The 17,634-nt window shown below is 37.5% G+C and carries 13 protein-coding genes and 1 pseudogene; 6 read left to right on the forward strand and 8 right to left on the reverse strand.

What is annotated here, in order from left to right; translation table 11 throughout:
- Both ACNI3T_RS12335 and ACNI3T_RS12340 read right to left on the reverse strand, forming a co-directional pair.
- Positions 1–753 (reverse strand): annotated as a pseudogene (locus ACNI3T_RS12335) (POTRA domain-containing protein); the annotation flags it as partial.
- Positions 743–5,776, reverse strand: a complete 5,034-nt coding sequence (locus ACNI3T_RS12340; RefSeq protein ID WP_418228062.1) for a translocation/assembly module TamB domain-containing protein — start codon at positions 5,774–5,776, stop codon at positions 743–745. The pseudogene ACNI3T_RS12335 and the gene ACNI3T_RS12340, both read right to left, overlap by 11 nt.
- Before the next feature lie 418 nt (positions 5,777–6,194).
- Between ACNI3T_RS12340 and ACNI3T_RS12345 the strand changes: the two genes are divergently transcribed.
- Both ACNI3T_RS12345 and ACNI3T_RS12350 read left to right on the forward strand, forming a co-directional pair.
- Positions 6,195–7,043: an OmpA/MotB family protein gene (locus ACNI3T_RS12345; RefSeq protein ID WP_418228063.1), complete on the forward strand. Its 849-nt coding sequence runs from the start codon at positions 6,195–6,197 to the stop codon at positions 7,041–7,043.
- 127 nt (positions 7,044–7,170) lie between these two features.
- Complete coding sequence (locus tag ACNI3T_RS12350; RefSeq protein ID WP_418228064.1) at positions 7,171–7,494, forward strand: hypothetical protein; 324 nt, start codon at positions 7,171–7,173, stop codon at positions 7,492–7,494.
- A 239-nt stretch (positions 7,495–7,733) separates the two neighbouring features.
- On the opposite strand, the gene ACNI3T_RS12355 is transcribed toward ACNI3T_RS12350, so the two are convergent.
- On the reverse strand, positions 7,734–8,234 hold the full coding sequence (locus ACNI3T_RS12355; protein WP_322300256.1) for a GreA/GreB family elongation factor: 501 nt from the start codon (positions 8,232–8,234) through the stop codon (positions 7,734–7,736).
- A gap of 131 nt (positions 8,235–8,365) precedes the next feature.
- Here ACNI3T_RS12355 and ACNI3T_RS12360 point away from each other — a divergent pair, with 131 nt between their 5' ends.
- On the forward strand, positions 8,366–10,177 hold the full coding sequence (locus tag ACNI3T_RS12360; RefSeq protein WP_418228065.1) for a sodium:proton antiporter: 1,812 nt from the start codon (positions 8,366–8,368) through the stop codon (positions 10,175–10,177).
- Between the two features lie 24 nt (positions 10,178–10,201).
- Positions 10,202–11,425: a glycosyltransferase gene (locus tag ACNI3T_RS12365; protein WP_418228066.1), complete on the forward strand. Its 1,224-nt coding sequence runs from the start codon at positions 10,202–10,204 to the stop codon at positions 11,423–11,425.
- 76 nt (positions 11,426–11,501) lie between these two features.
- Here ACNI3T_RS12365 and ACNI3T_RS12370 read toward each other — a convergent pair whose 3' ends face one another.
- Positions 11,502–12,836: an aspartate kinase gene (locus ACNI3T_RS12370; RefSeq protein ID WP_418228067.1), complete on the reverse strand. Its 1,335-nt coding sequence runs from the start codon at positions 12,834–12,836 to the stop codon at positions 11,502–11,504.
- A gap of 101 nt (positions 12,837–12,937) precedes the next feature.
- On the opposite strand from ACNI3T_RS12370, the gene ACNI3T_RS12375 reads away from it, so the two are divergent.
- Positions 12,938–13,582 carry a hypothetical protein gene (locus ACNI3T_RS12375; RefSeq protein WP_295179869.1) on the forward strand — a complete coding sequence of 215 codons (645 nt, stop codon included), beginning with the start codon at positions 12,938–12,940 and terminating at the stop codon, positions 13,580–13,582.
- A 2-nt stretch (positions 13,583–13,584) separates the two neighbouring features.
- Here the strand turns inward: ACNI3T_RS12375 and ACNI3T_RS12380 are convergent, their stop codons facing one another.
- The 4 genes from ACNI3T_RS12380 to ACNI3T_RS12395 form a co-directional block, all read right to left on the reverse strand.
- Positions 13,585–13,737: a hypothetical protein gene (locus ACNI3T_RS12380; RefSeq protein WP_322300260.1), complete on the reverse strand. Its 153-nt coding sequence runs from the start codon at positions 13,735–13,737 to the stop codon at positions 13,585–13,587.
- A 163-nt stretch (positions 13,738–13,900) separates the two neighbouring features.
- Positions 13,901–14,977 (reverse strand): transporter substrate-binding domain-containing protein, encoded by a 1,077-nt coding sequence (locus ACNI3T_RS12385; RefSeq protein WP_418228068.1) that lies wholly within the window; start codon positions 14,975–14,977, stop codon positions 13,901–13,903.
- A 34-nt stretch (positions 14,978–15,011) separates the two neighbouring features.
- Positions 15,012–15,419, reverse strand: coding sequence for a 3D domain-containing protein (locus tag ACNI3T_RS12390; protein WP_418228069.1), 408 nt, complete (start codon positions 15,417–15,419; stop codon positions 15,012–15,014).
- Positions 15,420–15,467: 48 nt separating this feature from the next.
- Complete coding sequence (locus ACNI3T_RS12395) at positions 15,468–16,934, reverse strand: Gfo/Idh/MocA family protein (protein WP_418228070.1); 1,467 nt, start codon at positions 16,932–16,934, stop codon at positions 15,468–15,470.
- 199 nt (positions 16,935–17,133) lie between these two features.
- Here ACNI3T_RS12395 and ACNI3T_RS12400 point away from each other — a divergent pair, with 199 nt between their 5' ends.
- On the forward strand, positions 17,134–17,565 hold the full coding sequence (locus ACNI3T_RS12400; RefSeq protein WP_295179859.1) for an FKBP-type peptidyl-prolyl cis-trans isomerase: 432 nt from the start codon (positions 17,134–17,136) through the stop codon (positions 17,563–17,565).
- Positions 17,566–17,634 lie beyond the last annotated feature (69 nt).

Raw genomic sequence — 17,634 nt, forward strand, 5'->3', positions numbered from 1 at the left:
GGAGATCCTGTATGGAATAACAGACTTTGCCGGCACATCCTTTTTAAGCCTTAGAAACAGATCAAATTTTTTCTTATCGTATTGGTTTGTATCTGCTTCAAAGATTAAAAAACCGGGATTAAAATTATAAAAACCTTCCCCTTTCAGGAATAGATCGATACGTTCTCTTTCCAATTTCAACTTCGGAAGATCAAATCTCATCCCATCTTCCAGCAGTGTCTTTTCCAGGTTGCTTTTGATCTCACGATACACTAATAATGTGTCATTATCTAGCTGATATGAGGCCATTGTGTAAGGCTCCGGCACATTTAGATCATAATTTACAAAGGCTGTTTTAGCGTCTTCATCTTTTATTTCTTCTGAAGTTACATTCGAATAAAAGAAACCTCTGTTTTCCAATCTATTCAGAAGTAATTCTTCCGTATTTTCGAGATCAACATCTGACAGATACACTGGTTCCTCTCCTAATTTTTTATTTAAAAATTTATTGATGATTCCCGGCTTCTCGCGTTGTGCTTTATAATGAAAATAAAGTCCTGGTCTCATTCCCAGGATTTGCGCGTTCGGCTCTGGCCTAAGAACACTCTGCAATTCAGCTTTCAATTGTGGTTTCTCCTTAATCGTGGAATCAGATTCTATACTGATCTCGGCACCGGTATAAAGTGATTCTTCTTCAGGTATGAATTTTTCCACACTGCAGGACTGAAATAGTGCTACAGCTATTAATATGATTACTGAAATTCTAATTTTCATCTTCTGTGCTTTCTGTACCTTCTGAACTTTCTGAGTCTTCGGGTTCTTTCTTTTCCTTTTGAACTTCTTCCATCACCGCCTTTTCAAACATGTTCTTGAACTTGTTGAATTCTTTGGTGAAAATTAAGGAAATACCACTCACCACTAACTGCCCGTCGATCACATTTTCATACTGACTTTTACTGAAACCTTTCAATCTCCAGATACCATTCTCATCAAGAAGGTAGGAAATACTTACATTTCCTATAACCGGGCTTGCTTCCTGCCCTGCCTGGTTTCCTCCCTGAATGTCTACGGCACTTCCCACTTCTACGATCAACCTGTCTTCAAGAAATGCTTTCTGAGCACTAATATCTAATTGCGTACGATCCTGAGGCCCGTTGTCACCCTGGTAATCTGTATAACTATCAAGATTAAAATTCAATTGCAATCCGCTGTTACCAAGTACTTTGCTGGATAACATGTTTAACTGGTCAGATAAAGCACTATTCAGGTTATCTCTGGCTACATCCATGGTACCACCACCGGCACCTGTACTTCCGCCTTCCGGAAAGAACCTGTTTAGAACCAGTAATGAAAATACTTGCTTATTTAACTCCTGTTCCTGGCTGTTCAATTGCTGAACTCTGTTATATACATTTCCGCCGATTGCACCACGTTCATCTTCTGGCATATCTAATCCAAAGGAAATTTTTGGAGCCATAAGATCTCCATCCACGTTTAGATAAACCAGAAAGGGAATTTCTTGTCTATACATTCCTTCCTGTTCTGGGTCTACAGCGGTTAAACTTGACGACAATAAGCCTGATGCTGCAGTTTCTATTCGATATATTGCTCTTACATCCAGTTGGGCATCAAATGGATCTCCTGCCCAGGATACACGACTACCATCAGCGATATCGAATCGTCTTTTAACGAGATTATAGAGACTCATTTCATAGTAACCGTCGTTGATATTGTAAATTCCAGTAAGGGCAGTTCTACCATTAGGATACATGTTAAAGATTAGATCTCCTTCTCCCTGAACCTGGAAAATATCACCAGTTTCCTGGTTGATAATCACATTGAACTTAGCTCCTTCATTTACAGTTAATCTGGTAAAGATATCATAACCAGAAACTACATAGCTTTCTTCTTCAGTTTCAGTTAGAATATCGTTCGGGTTTTCCTTATTCACAAAAATAACGACCCCATCCCTTTCCTTCATTTGAAGTTCGGTTTCTGGTACTACATAAGTAAGATTTGTACTTTTTCGTACATCAACATTCATCGTAACTTTTGGTAGAGTAAGATCACCCTTAATTTGAGCATCCACATCAACAACCGCAGTTCCGTAGAAAAGGTCATTATCCTCTTCCGTAGAATTGATGAGTTTAAAGTTTTCTGCCTGAACATCTAGATCAAATCCTGGGTTTAAGAAAGTTGGCGTACTTACTTCTCCATTGACCACGATTGAATTACTTTCAGAGTCAACTATCTCAAAATTATTAAAATACACACCTTGATTATCCATATCAAGCTGCTCATCGGGCAATGTAAACTGAGAATCTAGCATCGCAATATTAAAGGAAGCAGCGTCAAATTGCAGATTTCCTTCATAAACCGGCTCTAATAAAGTACCGTTAAGTTTGAAATTTCCACTGAAGCTTCCATTGGCATCTTTGATCTCTCTCTGAGAAAAACCTTCCAGGGCCGTCATACGAATTTCATTAAGATCAAGATTTAGATCCAATTTTGCTGAAGGTTCAGCAGCGATATAAGACCCGGTAAGATCCAGGTCGATCTCCCCACCTTTCATCGCCATTTCGAAGTCATACTGACTAAATCCGGAAGAGTTCCCTTGTAAACTTAGAGTTCCCATATCCACTCCTAGCATGGATAATTTGTTGATCTCCATGTCTGCCAGGATACCGGTCTCTCCAAAAGGTTCTTCATATACGATGTTCCCATTCACCTGACCCTGTGCCAGCTTCTCTTCTGGATTCAAATAACTTAGCAGTGCAGCTAACTTAAAGTTTTTAAAGTCAAGGCTCAGATGCTCTTTTTCAACACCGGGTTTATCGTTGCTTATACGCATTTCCTGATCTTCTCTAAACAATCTAAAGTTTTGGAAATTAAGGTAACCTGTATCAAAGCTTAGCATATTAGAATCCTCTATTTGCCACGGATTACCATTTAAAATCAGATCCTTATTATCGATATGAAATTGCAAGGTATCACCCTGGAAATTTAACTGTGAAGTAGCGTGAACAACCTGGGTAGTGTCATAAACCGAGGTGAATTCAAGATTCAATTTTCTACTCTGAACATCACCTCCAATTATGGTACGCTTTATAGCCAGCGGACCGGTATTTAATTCTTTAAATGCGAACTCGAATTTTAGATCCTGTGGATTGGATCTAAGATCCAGTTTTAAACTATCGATCTCACTATTGAAGTAATTTACAAATGGTACATCGATATTGGCGTCCAACCTTCTTTCAGATTCTGCAAAGTCCACATCAATATTAACCGTATCCAGTTTTTGCAGGTTGAGAAGGAAGACTTCTGTTAGTATAGGTGCTTCACTTATCTTCGCATTCATCTTCATATTAACAGGATTGAAAATAGAGTCCTCCTGATAATTTTCAGTAATATATCTTTTGAAGTGTCGGTCTATGGCTGCTGAAAAAGCTGCAGGTGTTGCGTTAGATTTGAGGTCTAAGTTCAGGATTCTGTTATTAATGTCTACGGAAGTAGTATCCTGTCTTATAAATGCATCTGCTTTAAAACTACCTAATAAATAAGCTTTGTTATTATAAACCGCTACTCCGTCGATTATTTCTGCTTCAAGTTCATATTCCGAAGAATTTCCTTCAAACCAGCCCTGTAATTCAAATGCGGCTTTGATCGTTTTTTGGGTGATTCCCAGAGCCTCCAGATCTGCACCATCCAGGTATAAACTAAAATCTACTCTTGGAGAAACAGAATCAAGTGCAACATCCAGTTGCGCTTCCATGTTCAGATTAGAATCCTGATACATTAAATTGATTGGTCCCTTTCCGTTTTCGAGTTCCCCGGTTATATCAATCTGCCTGAACTCGTATCCGTTATAAGTAAAACTATCTATCGTAGAATCAAGACTCGCATTAAGATCTGCTACAGAATTTCCACTTCCGGTAAGTTTTATGTCTAATTGCAGATCACCCAGAGCATCGTTTTGAAGTAACCTGCCTAAAGATATTCCATCACCCTGAACTTCTGCATCAAAAGCGATCTGATCCCCGAATTTAAAGTTTCCATCCACGTTAATATTACCATCGGTTGTAGTGATCTTGGCATTCGTGCTTAGCATCTCCATACTGCCTTTAAAACTTCCATTGATACTGATCTTTTCTGGAATTTGCATCCCAAGATCAGCTTCACTTACAAAGTTTTGAAGATCTTTTCTAGTTGACGAAAGTCTTACATTTGGAAGATTAAAACTTAAGTTTTCTGGGTCCTGCGCATTTACGATACTTCCATTACCCTGAATGTTTGTATTTCTCCAACGTAGATTTAAATTAGAAAGGTTTAGATTATCGACTTTCCCATTAATGGAAAGATTCCCTTTTACTGTTGATTTAGCAAGATTCTTCAAATACTCGTTCTCTCTTAAATCTGGCTGGAATCTGAAAAATTCGCCAAGGTCCAGATTTATGTTTGAAAGATCAGCCTGCAGACTAGCATTTCCCGGATCTTTCATAAATGCATTCAGGTCATTATAGCTAAGCTGAACATTTCCGTTTAAACTGTTCCCAATTCCGTCGAAAGTTATATCTGTGAGCTGTATTTGATCTTTAGTAAGATCTGCTTTAAGATTGAATCGATCTAGCTTAATTCCAGAAGCTTCAGTAAAATTAAATTCTGAAATATTTAAACTCGCATTTTCGGGCGCATAAGATATATTAGAGGCTTGTAAGTCAAGGTCTTTAATATCCAAAATATCAGGGTTAAAAGTTCCTTTTTGTACCTGAGCTCCATTCACGCGGTAGAGAATGTTATTATTAGCAAGGTCTATTTCGTCAATATTTATCTTCCATTCCGGCCACGCAAAAGCTTCAGTTGCACCATTCTCCTGCTCTTCTGTTATTGCTGAAGTAGTATTTTGCTGTAGTTCAAGTATAATATCTGAATCATGAAGTTTCAGTAATTCAGAAGAGATAATGCTATCCTTTAAATTGAAATTCGACTGACTTGTTTCCAGCAATTTAATTTTCATATCTGCTGAAATAGAATCGGGACTGGAATTGTAACTGGCCCGAACGTCACTAAAGTTTAATTTTCTCACTTCAAGAACAGGTGCAGGACTTGTTTCACCTTCAGAAGGAGGAAAAGGTTTCGTTTGATTATAGGTGACCTGCGCGTCATTTAGAATAGCTTCTTCGACTACAAAAGCCATGTTGGTAAGATCTGTTTCAGCAAAAGACAGCTGAAGTTCCTTAAACTTTGCCTTGGTGTCTATACCACTCACCTTATCTATATAGTCTACATCAAAATCTTTTAGATCAAATTCCCCAAGAGATATCTGCATACTTGAACTAGGCGTGTCTGCAGGGGTGTTTGCAGTTTGTGTAGTATCTGAAGCAAATGCCTTCATTAGAACTTCATAGTTAAATCCTGTAATAGAATCTTCCCGAATAATATTAGCACGAACACGACGAGCTTCCAAAGCGTCCAGACTGAATCCATTTCCTTTTATTAAAGGCATAAAAGGGATATTCGCAGTTATATGTTCACTATATATAATGGTATCGCCATCTGGATGTTCGATATAAAGATCATCAACTTCAATATTACCATTAAATTGAATATAGATTCTTTCCAAGTCAATCTTAGCTCCACTCTTCTCTTCTATGGAGGATATAAACTTGTCTTTTATAATATTCTGTCCCCAGGGACTTCTTACGAATAGAAGGATAAGAATTAACAAAATGAGAATCCCCAGAAAGATCTTTCCAATTATTTTTAAAATCTTGATAAAGCGTGCTTTGGCTGTGCTCAAAAAACTGAATTTTAGAAGTTTCCAAAGTTATCGTTTAGATGTATTACCGCGAAGTCATTGTAATAAGTTTACTAATAAACTTCTGTTAAATGTCCGAAGTAAGCGCAAAAAAATCTACTAAAACTGGAACCGAATGAGCTTGAGTTGTAGAAATTATCAACAATTTGGAGTAATAATCTACACTATCAAAAAATTAATCTGCTAATTGAATATAGGAGTTCCTGGTCTTCGAATTCATTTCATAGTTGAAACCTGAATACTTCAAACACCTTGTTATCAGCGATTAATATAATGTAATCGCCAATTTTAAAGGTGACTTACCCGGGGCAGGTAGTCGCGCTATGTTTTCTTATGGCATTATTGTAGCAAGAGATGATGGGTATTAACTAAATAAGAATACTAAGAACTAAACTAAGTTATGAGAAAAGTAATCACAGCTACCGTATTAACCGCAGGTCTTTTGACCTCATGTGTTTCTAAAAAGAAATATGTTGCCTTGGAAGGCGAACTGAATGATACAAGAAGTACACTTCAAAAAACACAGGTTGAGAAAGAAGAAATTGAAGAAAAGTATGCACGTATAGAAGAACGTGTTGCTGATTATAATTCAAAGATCAATTCTCTTAGAACCGAGAATGAAGGAATGATGGAAATGAATGATCTCACCGTTATGTCCAAGAAGACAAAAGAGAAAATGAAATCAACCATTGCTAAAATCGATCCTGAAAAGGTTAAAGGTGCAGAAACTTTAGAGGATAGTATCAACCTTGCAGTTTCTTATAATCTTAAGAAAAATATTTCTGATGGAGCTGATGCAGATGATATTGATATCAATGTAGATGAAACCGTTGTGATGATCAATGTTTCAGATAAGTTATTATTTGGTAGCGGAAGTTACAGGGTTACAAAAGAAGCTCAGCCACTACTGAAGAAATTAGCTGAAGTAATCAATAGCGAACCAGCTATGGAAGTTATGATCGAAGGTCATACTGACGATAGAACTATGGTGAAAGAATCCTATCTTCAGGATAACTGGGATTTAAGTGTTCGAAGAGCAACTTCTATTGTGCGAATTCTACAGGATAAGTATAATGTAGATCCTTCAAAATTAATCGCTGCCGGAAGAAGTAGTTACCAACCTTTAGTTGATAATACTAATAAGGACAATATGGCTAAAAACAGAAGAACCCGAATCGTAATTATCCCTAATCTGGATAAATTCTTCGCGATGCTGGAATCTGAAGGGACTATGGCTGACACTGAATAGATTTTTTTTTAAACTAGAATATAAAAGAGAGCTTCCGCTCTCTTTTTTTGTTTCCATTAACGGTAGATTAACTTCCCCTTCACTATTTCTCGGTAGATAGCTTTGTATATTTCATAAAACTGAAATTATGAAAAAAGTAAAGACAGAATCCAGTAGTTCGAAATTAATACAGTCAGATAACAAGGATTTACCATACAATCCTGATATCACGCAAGAAGATAAAGAAGCCCTAAATGAGAAAGGTAGAAGTATGAGTAAAGGACAGGATAGAGAACTTGATCATAAAGAAAAAGTTGATTTTACACCCGATGAACTTGATATTCCAGCTAGTAATGATTCAAGACCAGAAGATAAAACAGATCTGGTAGATGAGGAAAACATGCAGTTTAATAATAAGGGGGCAAAAGAAGAAGATGTAAAATCACGTGAAAACCTAAGTTCTTCTAGATAGGAGGGTCTAATTAGAAAAATGAATTGAAAACCGCTGCCAGGCAGCGGTTTTTGTAAAAAGAAACATTTTAATTTTAGGACTTTAATTGCAAACAACATTATAATTGACCCCTTGCAATAGCAAAAACTAGGGTTCAAAAGCAGTCCTGCTTCTTACAATTTTGAGATCGAAATATCAGAGTACGGAGATATTGAGGATACTATTGAATTCAATCTAGAGAAAGAAACAGAAATATAGAACTAGTAGTGTATTTCAAGAATTTCAAGCTTTCGTATTTCGGTACCAAGTTTGAAATCTACAGTTTCACCAACTTTTTTACCTGTAACTGCGCGGGCAATTGGCGCAACAAAAGCGATTTTCTGCTTTTTAATATTAGCTTCATCAACCCCTACGATCTGGAATTTCTGAATTTGTGAACTATCGAGGTTCTTTAATTTTATGTGTGCTCCAAACCGAATTTCATTCTGTGCCTGTTCTTCAGGTTTCAAAACTCGTGCAGATTGAATTCTTTCAGCCAATAATTTCATTTTTCCATCAATCAGGCCTTGAGCTCTTCTTTTTTCTGTATCGTCTTTGACACTTATATTGGATCGCTCGTTTTCAAGCCTTTTTAATTCCAAATGTAGTTCCTGTAGTCCATTTGGTGTCACATAATTTGTAACTCCATCTGGTATCGCCGCACGTGGTGGAATTATCACTGGTTCTTCCTGATCTTCTTCCTTTACAAATCCTCTGCTCATAATTTGTATCTTATATTCTTCTAATTATAGCAAAACCCGAAGGATATGGCTTAACCAACAATCATAAATATTTCTCAAAACCTAACAACGGGTCTGAGAGGATACTACATTTATCAAATTTAATCATCGAAATGAGTCTGGAAATCATTCTTCTTTTTGTGATCATCCTTGGTGTGATCTTTTTATTTGCGCTGGAAATATTTCCGGTAGACAAGATCGCATTTACTATTCTGGGCCTGCTATTACTAACAGATCTTGTTTCTCCGGAAGAAGCTATTTCAGGTTTTTCCAGCCCAGCAACGATTACGGTACTTTGTCTAATGATCATAGCGATCGGGCTCGAAGACAACGGCGTTATTGATCTCCTCGCCCAGGGAATGAGGAAATTGAAAGGTCTGCCTCTGCTTATTATGATCCCTGTTTTTATGTTTATCGCAGGAAGTATTTCTGCTTTTATAAACACAACAGCTGTAGTTTTAGTCTTTGTAAAGATTATTGATGAACTGGCAGAGAAATATGACATCTCCAGTTCAAAATTACTATTGCCGGTTTCATTCGCAGGAATTATAGGTGGTAGTTGTACGCTTATGGGTACTTCTACCAACCTGATCGTAAATGCGGTGGCGGTTAAAAGAGGTGTCGAACGTTTCGGATTCTTCGAATTTAGTTGGTACGGGATCATATTTATGTTCATTACCATTATCCTGGTAAGTTTGATGGCGGGATTTCTTCCGAAGAAAAAACCTAGCGATCTTAATTCGGTTTATAAGCTTGACGAGTTTATTACAAAAGGGATCGTAAGCGAAACTTCAAGACTGATTGGCAAGAATCTTCAGGATATCTTCGGAGACGAAAAAGATTCTATTGAAGTGATCAGGCTTAAACGTAAAGGTGTAATAAATGATCATCCCGGCAGATATACAACCTTAAAACTTGGTGATCAATTATTACTTAGATGCAGTATAGAACAGCTCATTCAACTCAAAGAAGAAGGTGATCTTACAATTATCAGAAATTCTGAGGCTGAAGCTGTAAAACCAATTGTGAACGAGGCTTCAGAAATTGAAGAAAACATCCAGCTTGTAGAAATATTAATGTTACCTAACTCTCCATTAATTGGTAAAAGCATAAAAACTGTGGGCTGGTATGATCTTCATGGAGCAGTTCCTTTGGCGATCAGGAAAAGAAGAAGCTTCAGAAATCCAAAAAGAAGAATTTTCAGTAAAAAGTCAGACAATATTGACCTTCGGGTTGGGGATCGTCTTCTGGTGGAAGTAACGCAAAATGACCTGCATGAACTTCAGAAAATGGATAATATTAGTATTCTTCAAAATCATGAGGAAATTAGTCTTGTGTCTAAAAAGAAACGTTCACTTAGCCTCGGAATTTTAATTCTTGTAATTGCATTATCCGCGTTTTCTATATTCCCAATTCTGAAAAGTGCAGTGATTGGCTGTTTCCTGATGATTCTGCTGAAGTGTATCGATCTCGGGAAAATCTATACGCAAGTAAACTGGCAGATCATTTTTCTGCTGGCGGGTATGATCCCGTTAGGGGTAGCCATGAGTAATACCGGTGCAGATGACTGGATTTCCACAAATCTCTTACTACTATTCGATGGCAAACCAAATTACAGTATTATAGGATTACTATTTTTAGTGACGATGTTCTTAAGCGGATTTATCTCTAACAATGCTACTGCGATCATTATTGCACCCATAGCGATTACCATCGCAACCAAGTTACAACTGGACCCAAAACCTTTTATTTTAGCAGTACTCTTTGCATCAAATTTCAGCTTTTTCACTCCGGTGGGTTACCAGACCAACACAATCGTTTATGGAATGGGAATTTATAAGTTCAAACATTTCCTAATTATAGGTGGTGCTTTATCGATTGTACTTTGGATTGCGGCAACCTTCTTACTTAGCAGGCAGTTATAAAAATGTATTTTTGCTAAAAACATTATGTCCAGGTTACTCATCATTGGTTACGTATGGCCAGAACCCAATTCCTCAGCTGCGGGTGCGAGAATGATGCAATTAATCGAATTTTTCAAAGAACGTAGCTATCAAATTACCTATGCAACTTCAGCCAGAAGATCAGAAAATATGGCAGATCTTGACGCATTGGGTGTTAACAGCCGGGAGATCCAGCCAAATAATGATGAGTTTGATATTTTTATACAAGAGTTGGATCCTCAAATCGTTCTTTTTGATCGTTTTATGATGGAAGAGCAGTTTGGATGGAGAGTGGATAAATTATGTCCCGAAGCTTTAAAGATTTTGGATACCGAAGATCTGCACTCGCTAAGAAAAGTTAGAGAAACAATCCTGAAAACCGGTCAGGAATTTGATGATGTTTATTTGGATGCTGATATTACTAAACGGGAAGCTGCGGCCATCTACAGGTGTGATATTTCTTTAATTATTTCTGAATTCGAAATGAAGCTGTTAATTGAAAAGCTAAAGATCCCAGAACATATACTTTTCTACCTGCCATTTATGATGGAGACGGTTTTTTCTGAAAATAACAGCTACACTGAAAGAAGAGACTTTATAACTATAGGTAATTTTCTTCATGAACCAAACTGGAGAGCAGTTCTAAATCTAAAAGAAAACATATGGCCTTTACTTAGGAAACTCTTGCCAGATGCACAGTTACATATATATGGCGCTTATCCTTCCCAAAAAGTCTGGAATTTGCATAATAAAGCCGAAAGATTTCTAGTTCATGGACGTACAGAAAATGCTCCGAAAGTTATGAGTAATGCCAGAGTATGTCTAGCACCTATTGAATTTGGAGCTGGATTGAAAGGTAAATTAGCAGAAGCAATGGCATGCGGAACTCCTTCAGTAACCACAAGTATTGGTAGTGAAGGCATGGCTGGAGATTTAGATTGGAATGGATTCATTGTGGACGATGCTATCCAATTTGTTGAAGCAGCTAAAATCCTGTATACCAATGAGCAACTGTGGAACAAAAAAAATGAACAGGGTTATCAGATTCTGAAAGAGCGATTTGATCAGGACCTTCATCAGGCAAGGTTCGATAGAAAATTAACCTTTATTCTCAAACAGCTTCAGCAGCATAGAAAAGAGAACTTCACGGGTCAAATGATGAAACATCATCTCCAACGAAGCACTTATTTTATGTCTAAATTCATTCAGTTGAAAAACTCTATTAATTAGAAAACCGCTGGAAGCATAAGCCACCCAACGGTTTTCACTACACAAAAAACAGTTTAACCAAACATCACCAGAAGTATCAAACGATGGCTTCAAAAGCCCTTCTGAACAATTTTTTATTGAGATTCTGCAAAGCATCATTCTTATATTTTGTATCTACTAAGAGTGAGATGTTGTTGTTGCTTCCGCCATAAGAAATCATTCTGACCGGCACATCATCGAGAATTTCGAATAATCTTGGAGTCCCGCGATCGTCAATTAGTCCCTCACCAACCACACAAATGATACTGTGATCACGATCAACACTAATCTCTCCATAAGCCTTAAGTTCGCCTAGAATAGGTTCAAGGTTCGAAACATTATCAATAGTAAGTGAAATGGCAATTTCTGAGGTGGTGATCATATCAATAGCGGTTTCATATTTGTCAAAAACCTCAAAGATCTTCCTTAGAAAACCATGTGCCATCAACATCCTGTTGGATTTAATTTTGATAGCTGCAATATTATCTTTTGCCGAAATTGCCTTTAAACCTTTAGTTTCAGAAATTGCAGAAATACAGGTTCCAGGATCGGTTGGCTTAAAGGTATTCTTCAGAAATACCGGGATATTTTTATCGATAACCGGTGATATGGTTTGGGGATGCAAGATCTTTGCACCAAAATAAGCAAGCTCTGCTGCTTCCTCGAAACTTAACTGAGCTACCGGAAAAGTGTTTTCCACTACCCTAGGATCATTATTGTGTAAACCATTAATATCGGTCCATATTTGTATTTCAGAAGCATTTAAAGCGGCTCCAATGATCGTTGCCGTAAAATCACTTCCTCCCCGGTTAAGCGTCGATATCTCTCCACGATCATTGATTCTAACGAATCCCTGAGTTATATAAATGGATTCTTCGGCCTGTGATTTTAATTGAGACCGAAGTAAATTACCAACACGTTCTGTATCTGGATTTTCTAGATTTGCAACCTGCATAAAATCCCGTGCATTCAACCATCTATTAGAAATATCATTTTTTGTCAAATAGAAACTGAAGATCTTAGTCAGAATAGTTTCTCCAGTTGTCAGAATCCGACATTCAATTTCCTTACTGAATTCCTGAGTAGCGAGATGCCGTAGTTCTGAAAGTTCAGCTTGCAGAATATTGAATATTTCATTTCTGTCCTTTCCTGAATTGAACAATAATTCAATTTCCTGCTCATGCCTGAGAAAAAGAGCTTCCAAAATTTCATCCATCTTAAGCTCATCCCCCTGTTCTACACTACTGGAAAGTTCAACCAGAAGATTTGTAACGCCAGACATAGCGGACAGTACTAATAACTTATCCCCTTCAATATTCTGAATGATACTTGCAACATTCCGGATATTCTCTGCAGAACCTACTGAAGTACCTCCAAATTTTAAAACTTTCATATCTCCCTAATTTCTCTTTGCATAAGTACATATAGTTTCAGCTGCACTCAAGAAAATTAATCGATTTATATACATTTGTACATTATGTATAATAATTAACAATGAAGACAATTACTACCGTAGTTCATGACATTATAAGACACCAACCGTTTCTGGATGATGCAATCGCCAGGGATATTGTAAATTTTAGTGGTCTGGCTGCCGATATTCAACCACAGGTCGAACAGGAAATGCGCAAATCTGTTAAACAGGGAAGTATAATTATGGCCCTTCGGCGTTATGCACCACATAGAACCAAGATCAATATGAAGAGCCTGAGAGAATTGGGGGATATTATTGTACGATCTGGAATCACTGAATATACCTTCTTAAATAGTAAGACTATTATTGCAAACAAAGCTAAACTATTAGAGTCTGTAAAGGATCAAACCGGAATTTACCTTAATTACTCCAGTAATTACCAGGAAAGTAATATTCTGGTTTCATCAACTCTTACAGATCTGGTAGAAGATTGTTTCAGAAATGAAGTCAGGGTAACAGTAAAAAAGGAATTGTCTTCGATCACTATTGCGCTGCCTAAGAATAGCTCCCAGACAGTTGGTTTGTATTTCTATATGTTCAAATTACTTGCTTATGAAGGAATTCCTGTTTTCGAAATGATCTCCACATCAAATTACTTCGCACTTTTCCTTGAAAAAGAGTATGTGAATAAGGCATTTTTGCTACTCAATGAAATCAAGGCTTGAGACTACCAGTATTCGTAATACACCCCTGTCATTGCGACGACTGTGAAAACAATGATAAATGCAATCGCTAAATAGATAAGCTTATTAGAATTACTATTATTTTTATTGAAGATGTTTGGGTCTGAAGTGCTATCAGATTCGTTCCCGCTAGGCATATTTTTGGTCGTTTGGTTAGAAATCGACTCCAATATACTAATTATCAATAATTTAATTACATGTTTTTTTATTATTTGATATTCGATTCAAAAAAAAATGTCATATTAAATGTTGATGATCATTCCTTAGGTTTCAGAAATAACGTAGATACTCCAGAGAGAACTAATTATAATCTTTTACGATACTAGCCCATTCCATTGATTTCAGAATACGAACCAGCACAGGATCAATCATATCCCGATATTGAGAATTCTTCGGAAAGGCATAACTATAATAATCCTTCTTCAAACTTTGCTCAATAATCTCCAGTTCGTTTTGAAGGTTCATTTGTTCAATATGATACCTTAAAATAGGTTCATCATAGACTACTAGAAACGTTTCTTCCCTGGTAAGCTTGTCCAATGCTTCCATCCCGTTATTAACGAGTTCGGATTTAATATTATATAAGTCCAGCAATTCCTGTGAGCTTGAACTCTTTACGGTAGTTACTTCAAATCGATCGAGATCCTGAATATTGGTTATTTCTTCATTAATACCTTTTACTGTCAATGAAGATGCGATCCCAGCCGTAAAACTTGAAATTATAATAACAGCCATAAACATCCAGATAAGACCTATGATCCTTCCACCAAGCGTCCTTGGAGACTTATCTCCATATCCAACTGTTGTCATAGTCACTGCACTCCACCAGAATCCCTGTAAAATCCCCCTTAAATTACCTCCGAATTCTTCCTTATTCTTGTTTCTTTCAAAAATCCATACTAAAAAACCAAAGATGAATATGACCAGTAGAAGTAATCCTATAATAGAGAAAAACTCCCAGCTAAATAGATTTTTAAGGTGTCTTAGAGTTTGAGATTCAGATCTTTTTGCGACGCTGGTATGAGAAATAAAGTATGGCTGTGAAAATTCCATACGATGCATACGGTTATCTGTCACTGTGACCGGATTGATACTGAAGTCTACCTCGCCTGCTTCTATACCGTCAAGTAAACTTCCAAGGTCCTCGTATTCTTTGAACTCGTAGTCCAATTGCAGTTCCTCGTTGACCATTTTCCATGAAGCTATACTTAGACCTCTAAATTTACCATTGTGTTTTTCAACAAAAGGAGCGGTTTCAGAAATACCAATGACTACTTTATTATTTTCCGAAGAAAGGCTGTCCTGAGCTATAAGTACGTTGCTCCAGACAGATATAATACATAGAAACAGGATTGTAAACCTGGAATAAGACATCATTTTAAACTTTAAATGAGCTCGAAGATAAACATTCCTATTTTTTCAGCGAATCCTTCTGAAATAAGTAAGCAATATTTAGTTGCTTCTTCCCAAAATCCTTTGCCTTTGAAACATCCTGCCCCATATAGATATCGATCCTTTTTTTCCAGCGATAATGCATTTTGTCTTTGATATAGAAAACACTGTCGAAACCTTCTATTTTGATAGGTGAATTATAGTCCAGTCCCATCTTTAAAAGATCACGGGAAACTGCGATCGCATTCATGCCTGGTCTCAACGTATCTCCCCAGGCAGTAATTCTGGGGTTATTCTGAGTTTGATATTCTACTGAATTATAGGCGGTTGCCGTCACGCAAATTGTATCCCAGTCTTCAACGTTTTTATTACCATCAAATGCCGTACAGGCAGTTAGATAGATCATTAGAATAAATCCGGAAATCAAAATCGCAGATTTTTTAAGCCTGTACGTATATTGAGAGTACAGCATCCTTTAAGATAAAGTGAATCCTTCGGGATATTCTCGTTTAACAAATTGATTTGCTTCATCAAAATTGGTGACTTTCATGTTTTCTGAATCCCAGATCATTTTCAGGTCTCTGCCTGGATAGATGATCTGGTCCTTACCGTTCGCGTCCTTTTTTTTATTCTGAATATCATAACCTCGAATGGCGAGATTTGCTATCAATAAAGATTCAGTCAAGGGACCTGCGATATCGAACGGCGAACTTAGTTTTTTATTGCCATATCCTGCAATTGCTGCTTCCACCCATTGAGCGTAATGACCATCCATCCCATTTGGCACACGTTCGTAAGTTTCGGCTATATTGACTTCGTCTGTTTTTGAGATAGGTAGTAATCTTGGATTAAGTCCGTAGGTACCACACATCATTTTACCCTTCGTTCCAATAATCAAAGCACCATTACCTCCATCTCCAAATGTTTCTTTAGGACCTAATTCTTCTGGTCTCATAGGTTTGATACCACCATCCATCCAATGAAGTTTGATATCATCAGCACCCGGTGTCTTACCATCAAAACTCATAATCACATGACTGGACGGAGGACAGCTATCCGGGAAATAACCTCTCTGGAACTCATCTACGTAGACACTTCCAACGCTACATTCTACTTCTTTTGGATATTTGAGATCCAGAACGCTAAAAGGCGGTTCAATAAGATGACATCCCATATCCCCAAGGGCGCCAGTTCCATAATCCCACCAGCCACGCCAGTTAAAAGGAACCAGGCCATCCACATATTCCTTATGTGGTGCGGTACCAAGCCATAATTGCCAGTCCAGTTCAGAAGGGATTGCACTACTGTTTTTTGGCCAAGGGATTCCTTGTGGCCAGACTGGTCTATTGGTCCATACATTTACTTCCTTAACTTCTCCAATTAGACCTGCATCATACCATTCTTTCATTTTGCGCACACCATCACCTGAAGCACCCTGGTTACCCATTTGTGTGACTACCTTATATTGTTTTGCTGCCTCTGTAAGTTTTCTGGCTTCATAAATATCATGCGTAAGTGGTTTTTGAACATATACATGTTTTCCACGTTCCATAGCAGCCATGGTTTGAACAGCGTGATTATGGTCTGGAGTCGAAACACTTACAGCATCGAAATTGTTGGATTCTTTATCAAACATTTCCCGATAGTCCTTATAATATCGAGCCTTCGGAAAAGCTTTTCGGGAAGCTGCCGCTCGCCTGTCATCTACATCACATAAAAATGCTATCTCAGCTTTGCCACTTTCGTAAAAACTCATGATATCTGATTCCCCTTTACCTCCTACTCCAATCCCGGCGATCAACAACTTATCGCTGGGTGCTGTAAAACCAGGTCCACCCAGTACATGCCTGGGAACGATCATAAATCCTGAAGCTGCAACGGCAGATTTTTTGATGAATTCTCTTCTGGTGTTTGAAGTATTCTGAAAGGAAAATTTGCTCATTTTATAAGGTGTTGGTTTGGAATTGCTTAAAGTTATCTTTTTTCAGATAATAAAACAATTAAACCTTGACTGACATATTGCCGGTAGAATCAGTTATTGTGTCGGGTGTTAAGATCTTCGGCAAGGTCCTTGCACAATTGTACTTGAAAATGGTGGAGAGAATATCGAAGCCTCAATTTGTAATGGAAAATAATATTTTATGAGTCAAGTTAAGCAGAATGATGCCGTAAAGGTACACTACACAGGAAAACTAGAAGACGGACAGGTTTTTGACAGTTCAGTAGAACGTGGAGAACCTATCGAGTTCACTCTAGGTGAAGGACAATTGATTCCTGGATTCGAAGAAGGCCTTATCGGGATGGAAGTTAACGAGAAGAAGACTATCAACATATCTAAAGATGAAGCTTACGGAGATCCAAAAGAAGAATTGATCCAAGAAGTTCAAAAAAACCAACTTCCAGAAGAGCTTAAGCCAGAAGTTGGAATGCCATTGGTATCTAAAGGACCTGACGGTCGTGAGATCAATCTGGTAATTACCGATGTAAAGGATGAGACCATCGTAGTAGATGCAAATCACCCTCTAGCTGGAAAGGATCTTATTTTTGATCTTGAAGTAGTTGAGATCAAATAATTGAATATAGAAGATATTTGAAAAATGCCCGGTCTATCCGGGCTTTTTTTTTGATTGTCTTTTATAATC

It is taken from the genome of Christiangramia qingdaonensis, from assembly GCF_048381525.1.
Taxonomy (GTDB): Bacteria; Bacteroidota; Bacteroidia; order Flavobacteriales; family Flavobacteriaceae; genus Christiangramia.

Bases quoted from the DNA above. Each gene is read 5' to 3' on its own strand.
- ACNI3T_RS12345 (WP_418228063.1), top strand. From the start codon at position 6,195: ATGAGAAAAGTAATCACAGCTACCGTATTAACCGCAGGTCTTTTGACC.
- ACNI3T_RS12350 (WP_418228064.1), top strand. From the start codon at position 7,171: ATGAAAAAAGTAAAGACAGAATCCAGTAGTTCGAAATTAATACAGTCA.
- ACNI3T_RS12355 (WP_322300256.1), bottom strand. From the start codon at position 8,234: ATGAGCAGAGGATTTGTAAAGGAAGAAGATCAGGAAGAACCAGTGATA.
- ACNI3T_RS12360 (WP_418228065.1), top strand. From the start codon at position 8,366: ATGAGTCTGGAAATCATTCTTCTTTTTGTGATCATCCTTGGTGTGATC.
- ACNI3T_RS12365 (WP_418228066.1), top strand. From the start codon at position 10,202: ATGTCCAGGTTACTCATCATTGGTTACGTATGGCCAGAACCCAATTCC.
- ACNI3T_RS12370 (WP_418228067.1), bottom strand. From the start codon at position 12,836: ATGAAAGTTTTAAAATTTGGAGGTACTTCAGTAGGTTCTGCAGAGAAT.
- ACNI3T_RS12375 (WP_295179869.1), top strand. From the start codon at position 12,938: ATGAAGACAATTACTACCGTAGTTCATGACATTATAAGACACCAACCG.
- ACNI3T_RS12380 (WP_322300260.1), bottom strand. From the start codon at position 13,737: ATGCCTAGCGGGAACGAATCTGATAGCACTTCAGACCCAAACATCTTC.
- ACNI3T_RS12385 (WP_418228068.1), bottom strand. From the start codon at position 14,977: ATGATGTCTTATTCCAGGTTTACAATCCTGTTTCTATGTATTATATCT.
- ACNI3T_RS12395 (WP_418228070.1), bottom strand. From the start codon at position 16,934: ATGAGCAAATTTTCCTTTCAGAATACTTCAAACACCAGAAGAGAATTC.
- ACNI3T_RS12400 (WP_295179859.1), top strand. From the start codon at position 17,134: ATGAGTCAAGTTAAGCAGAATGATGCCGTAAAGGTACACTACACAGGA.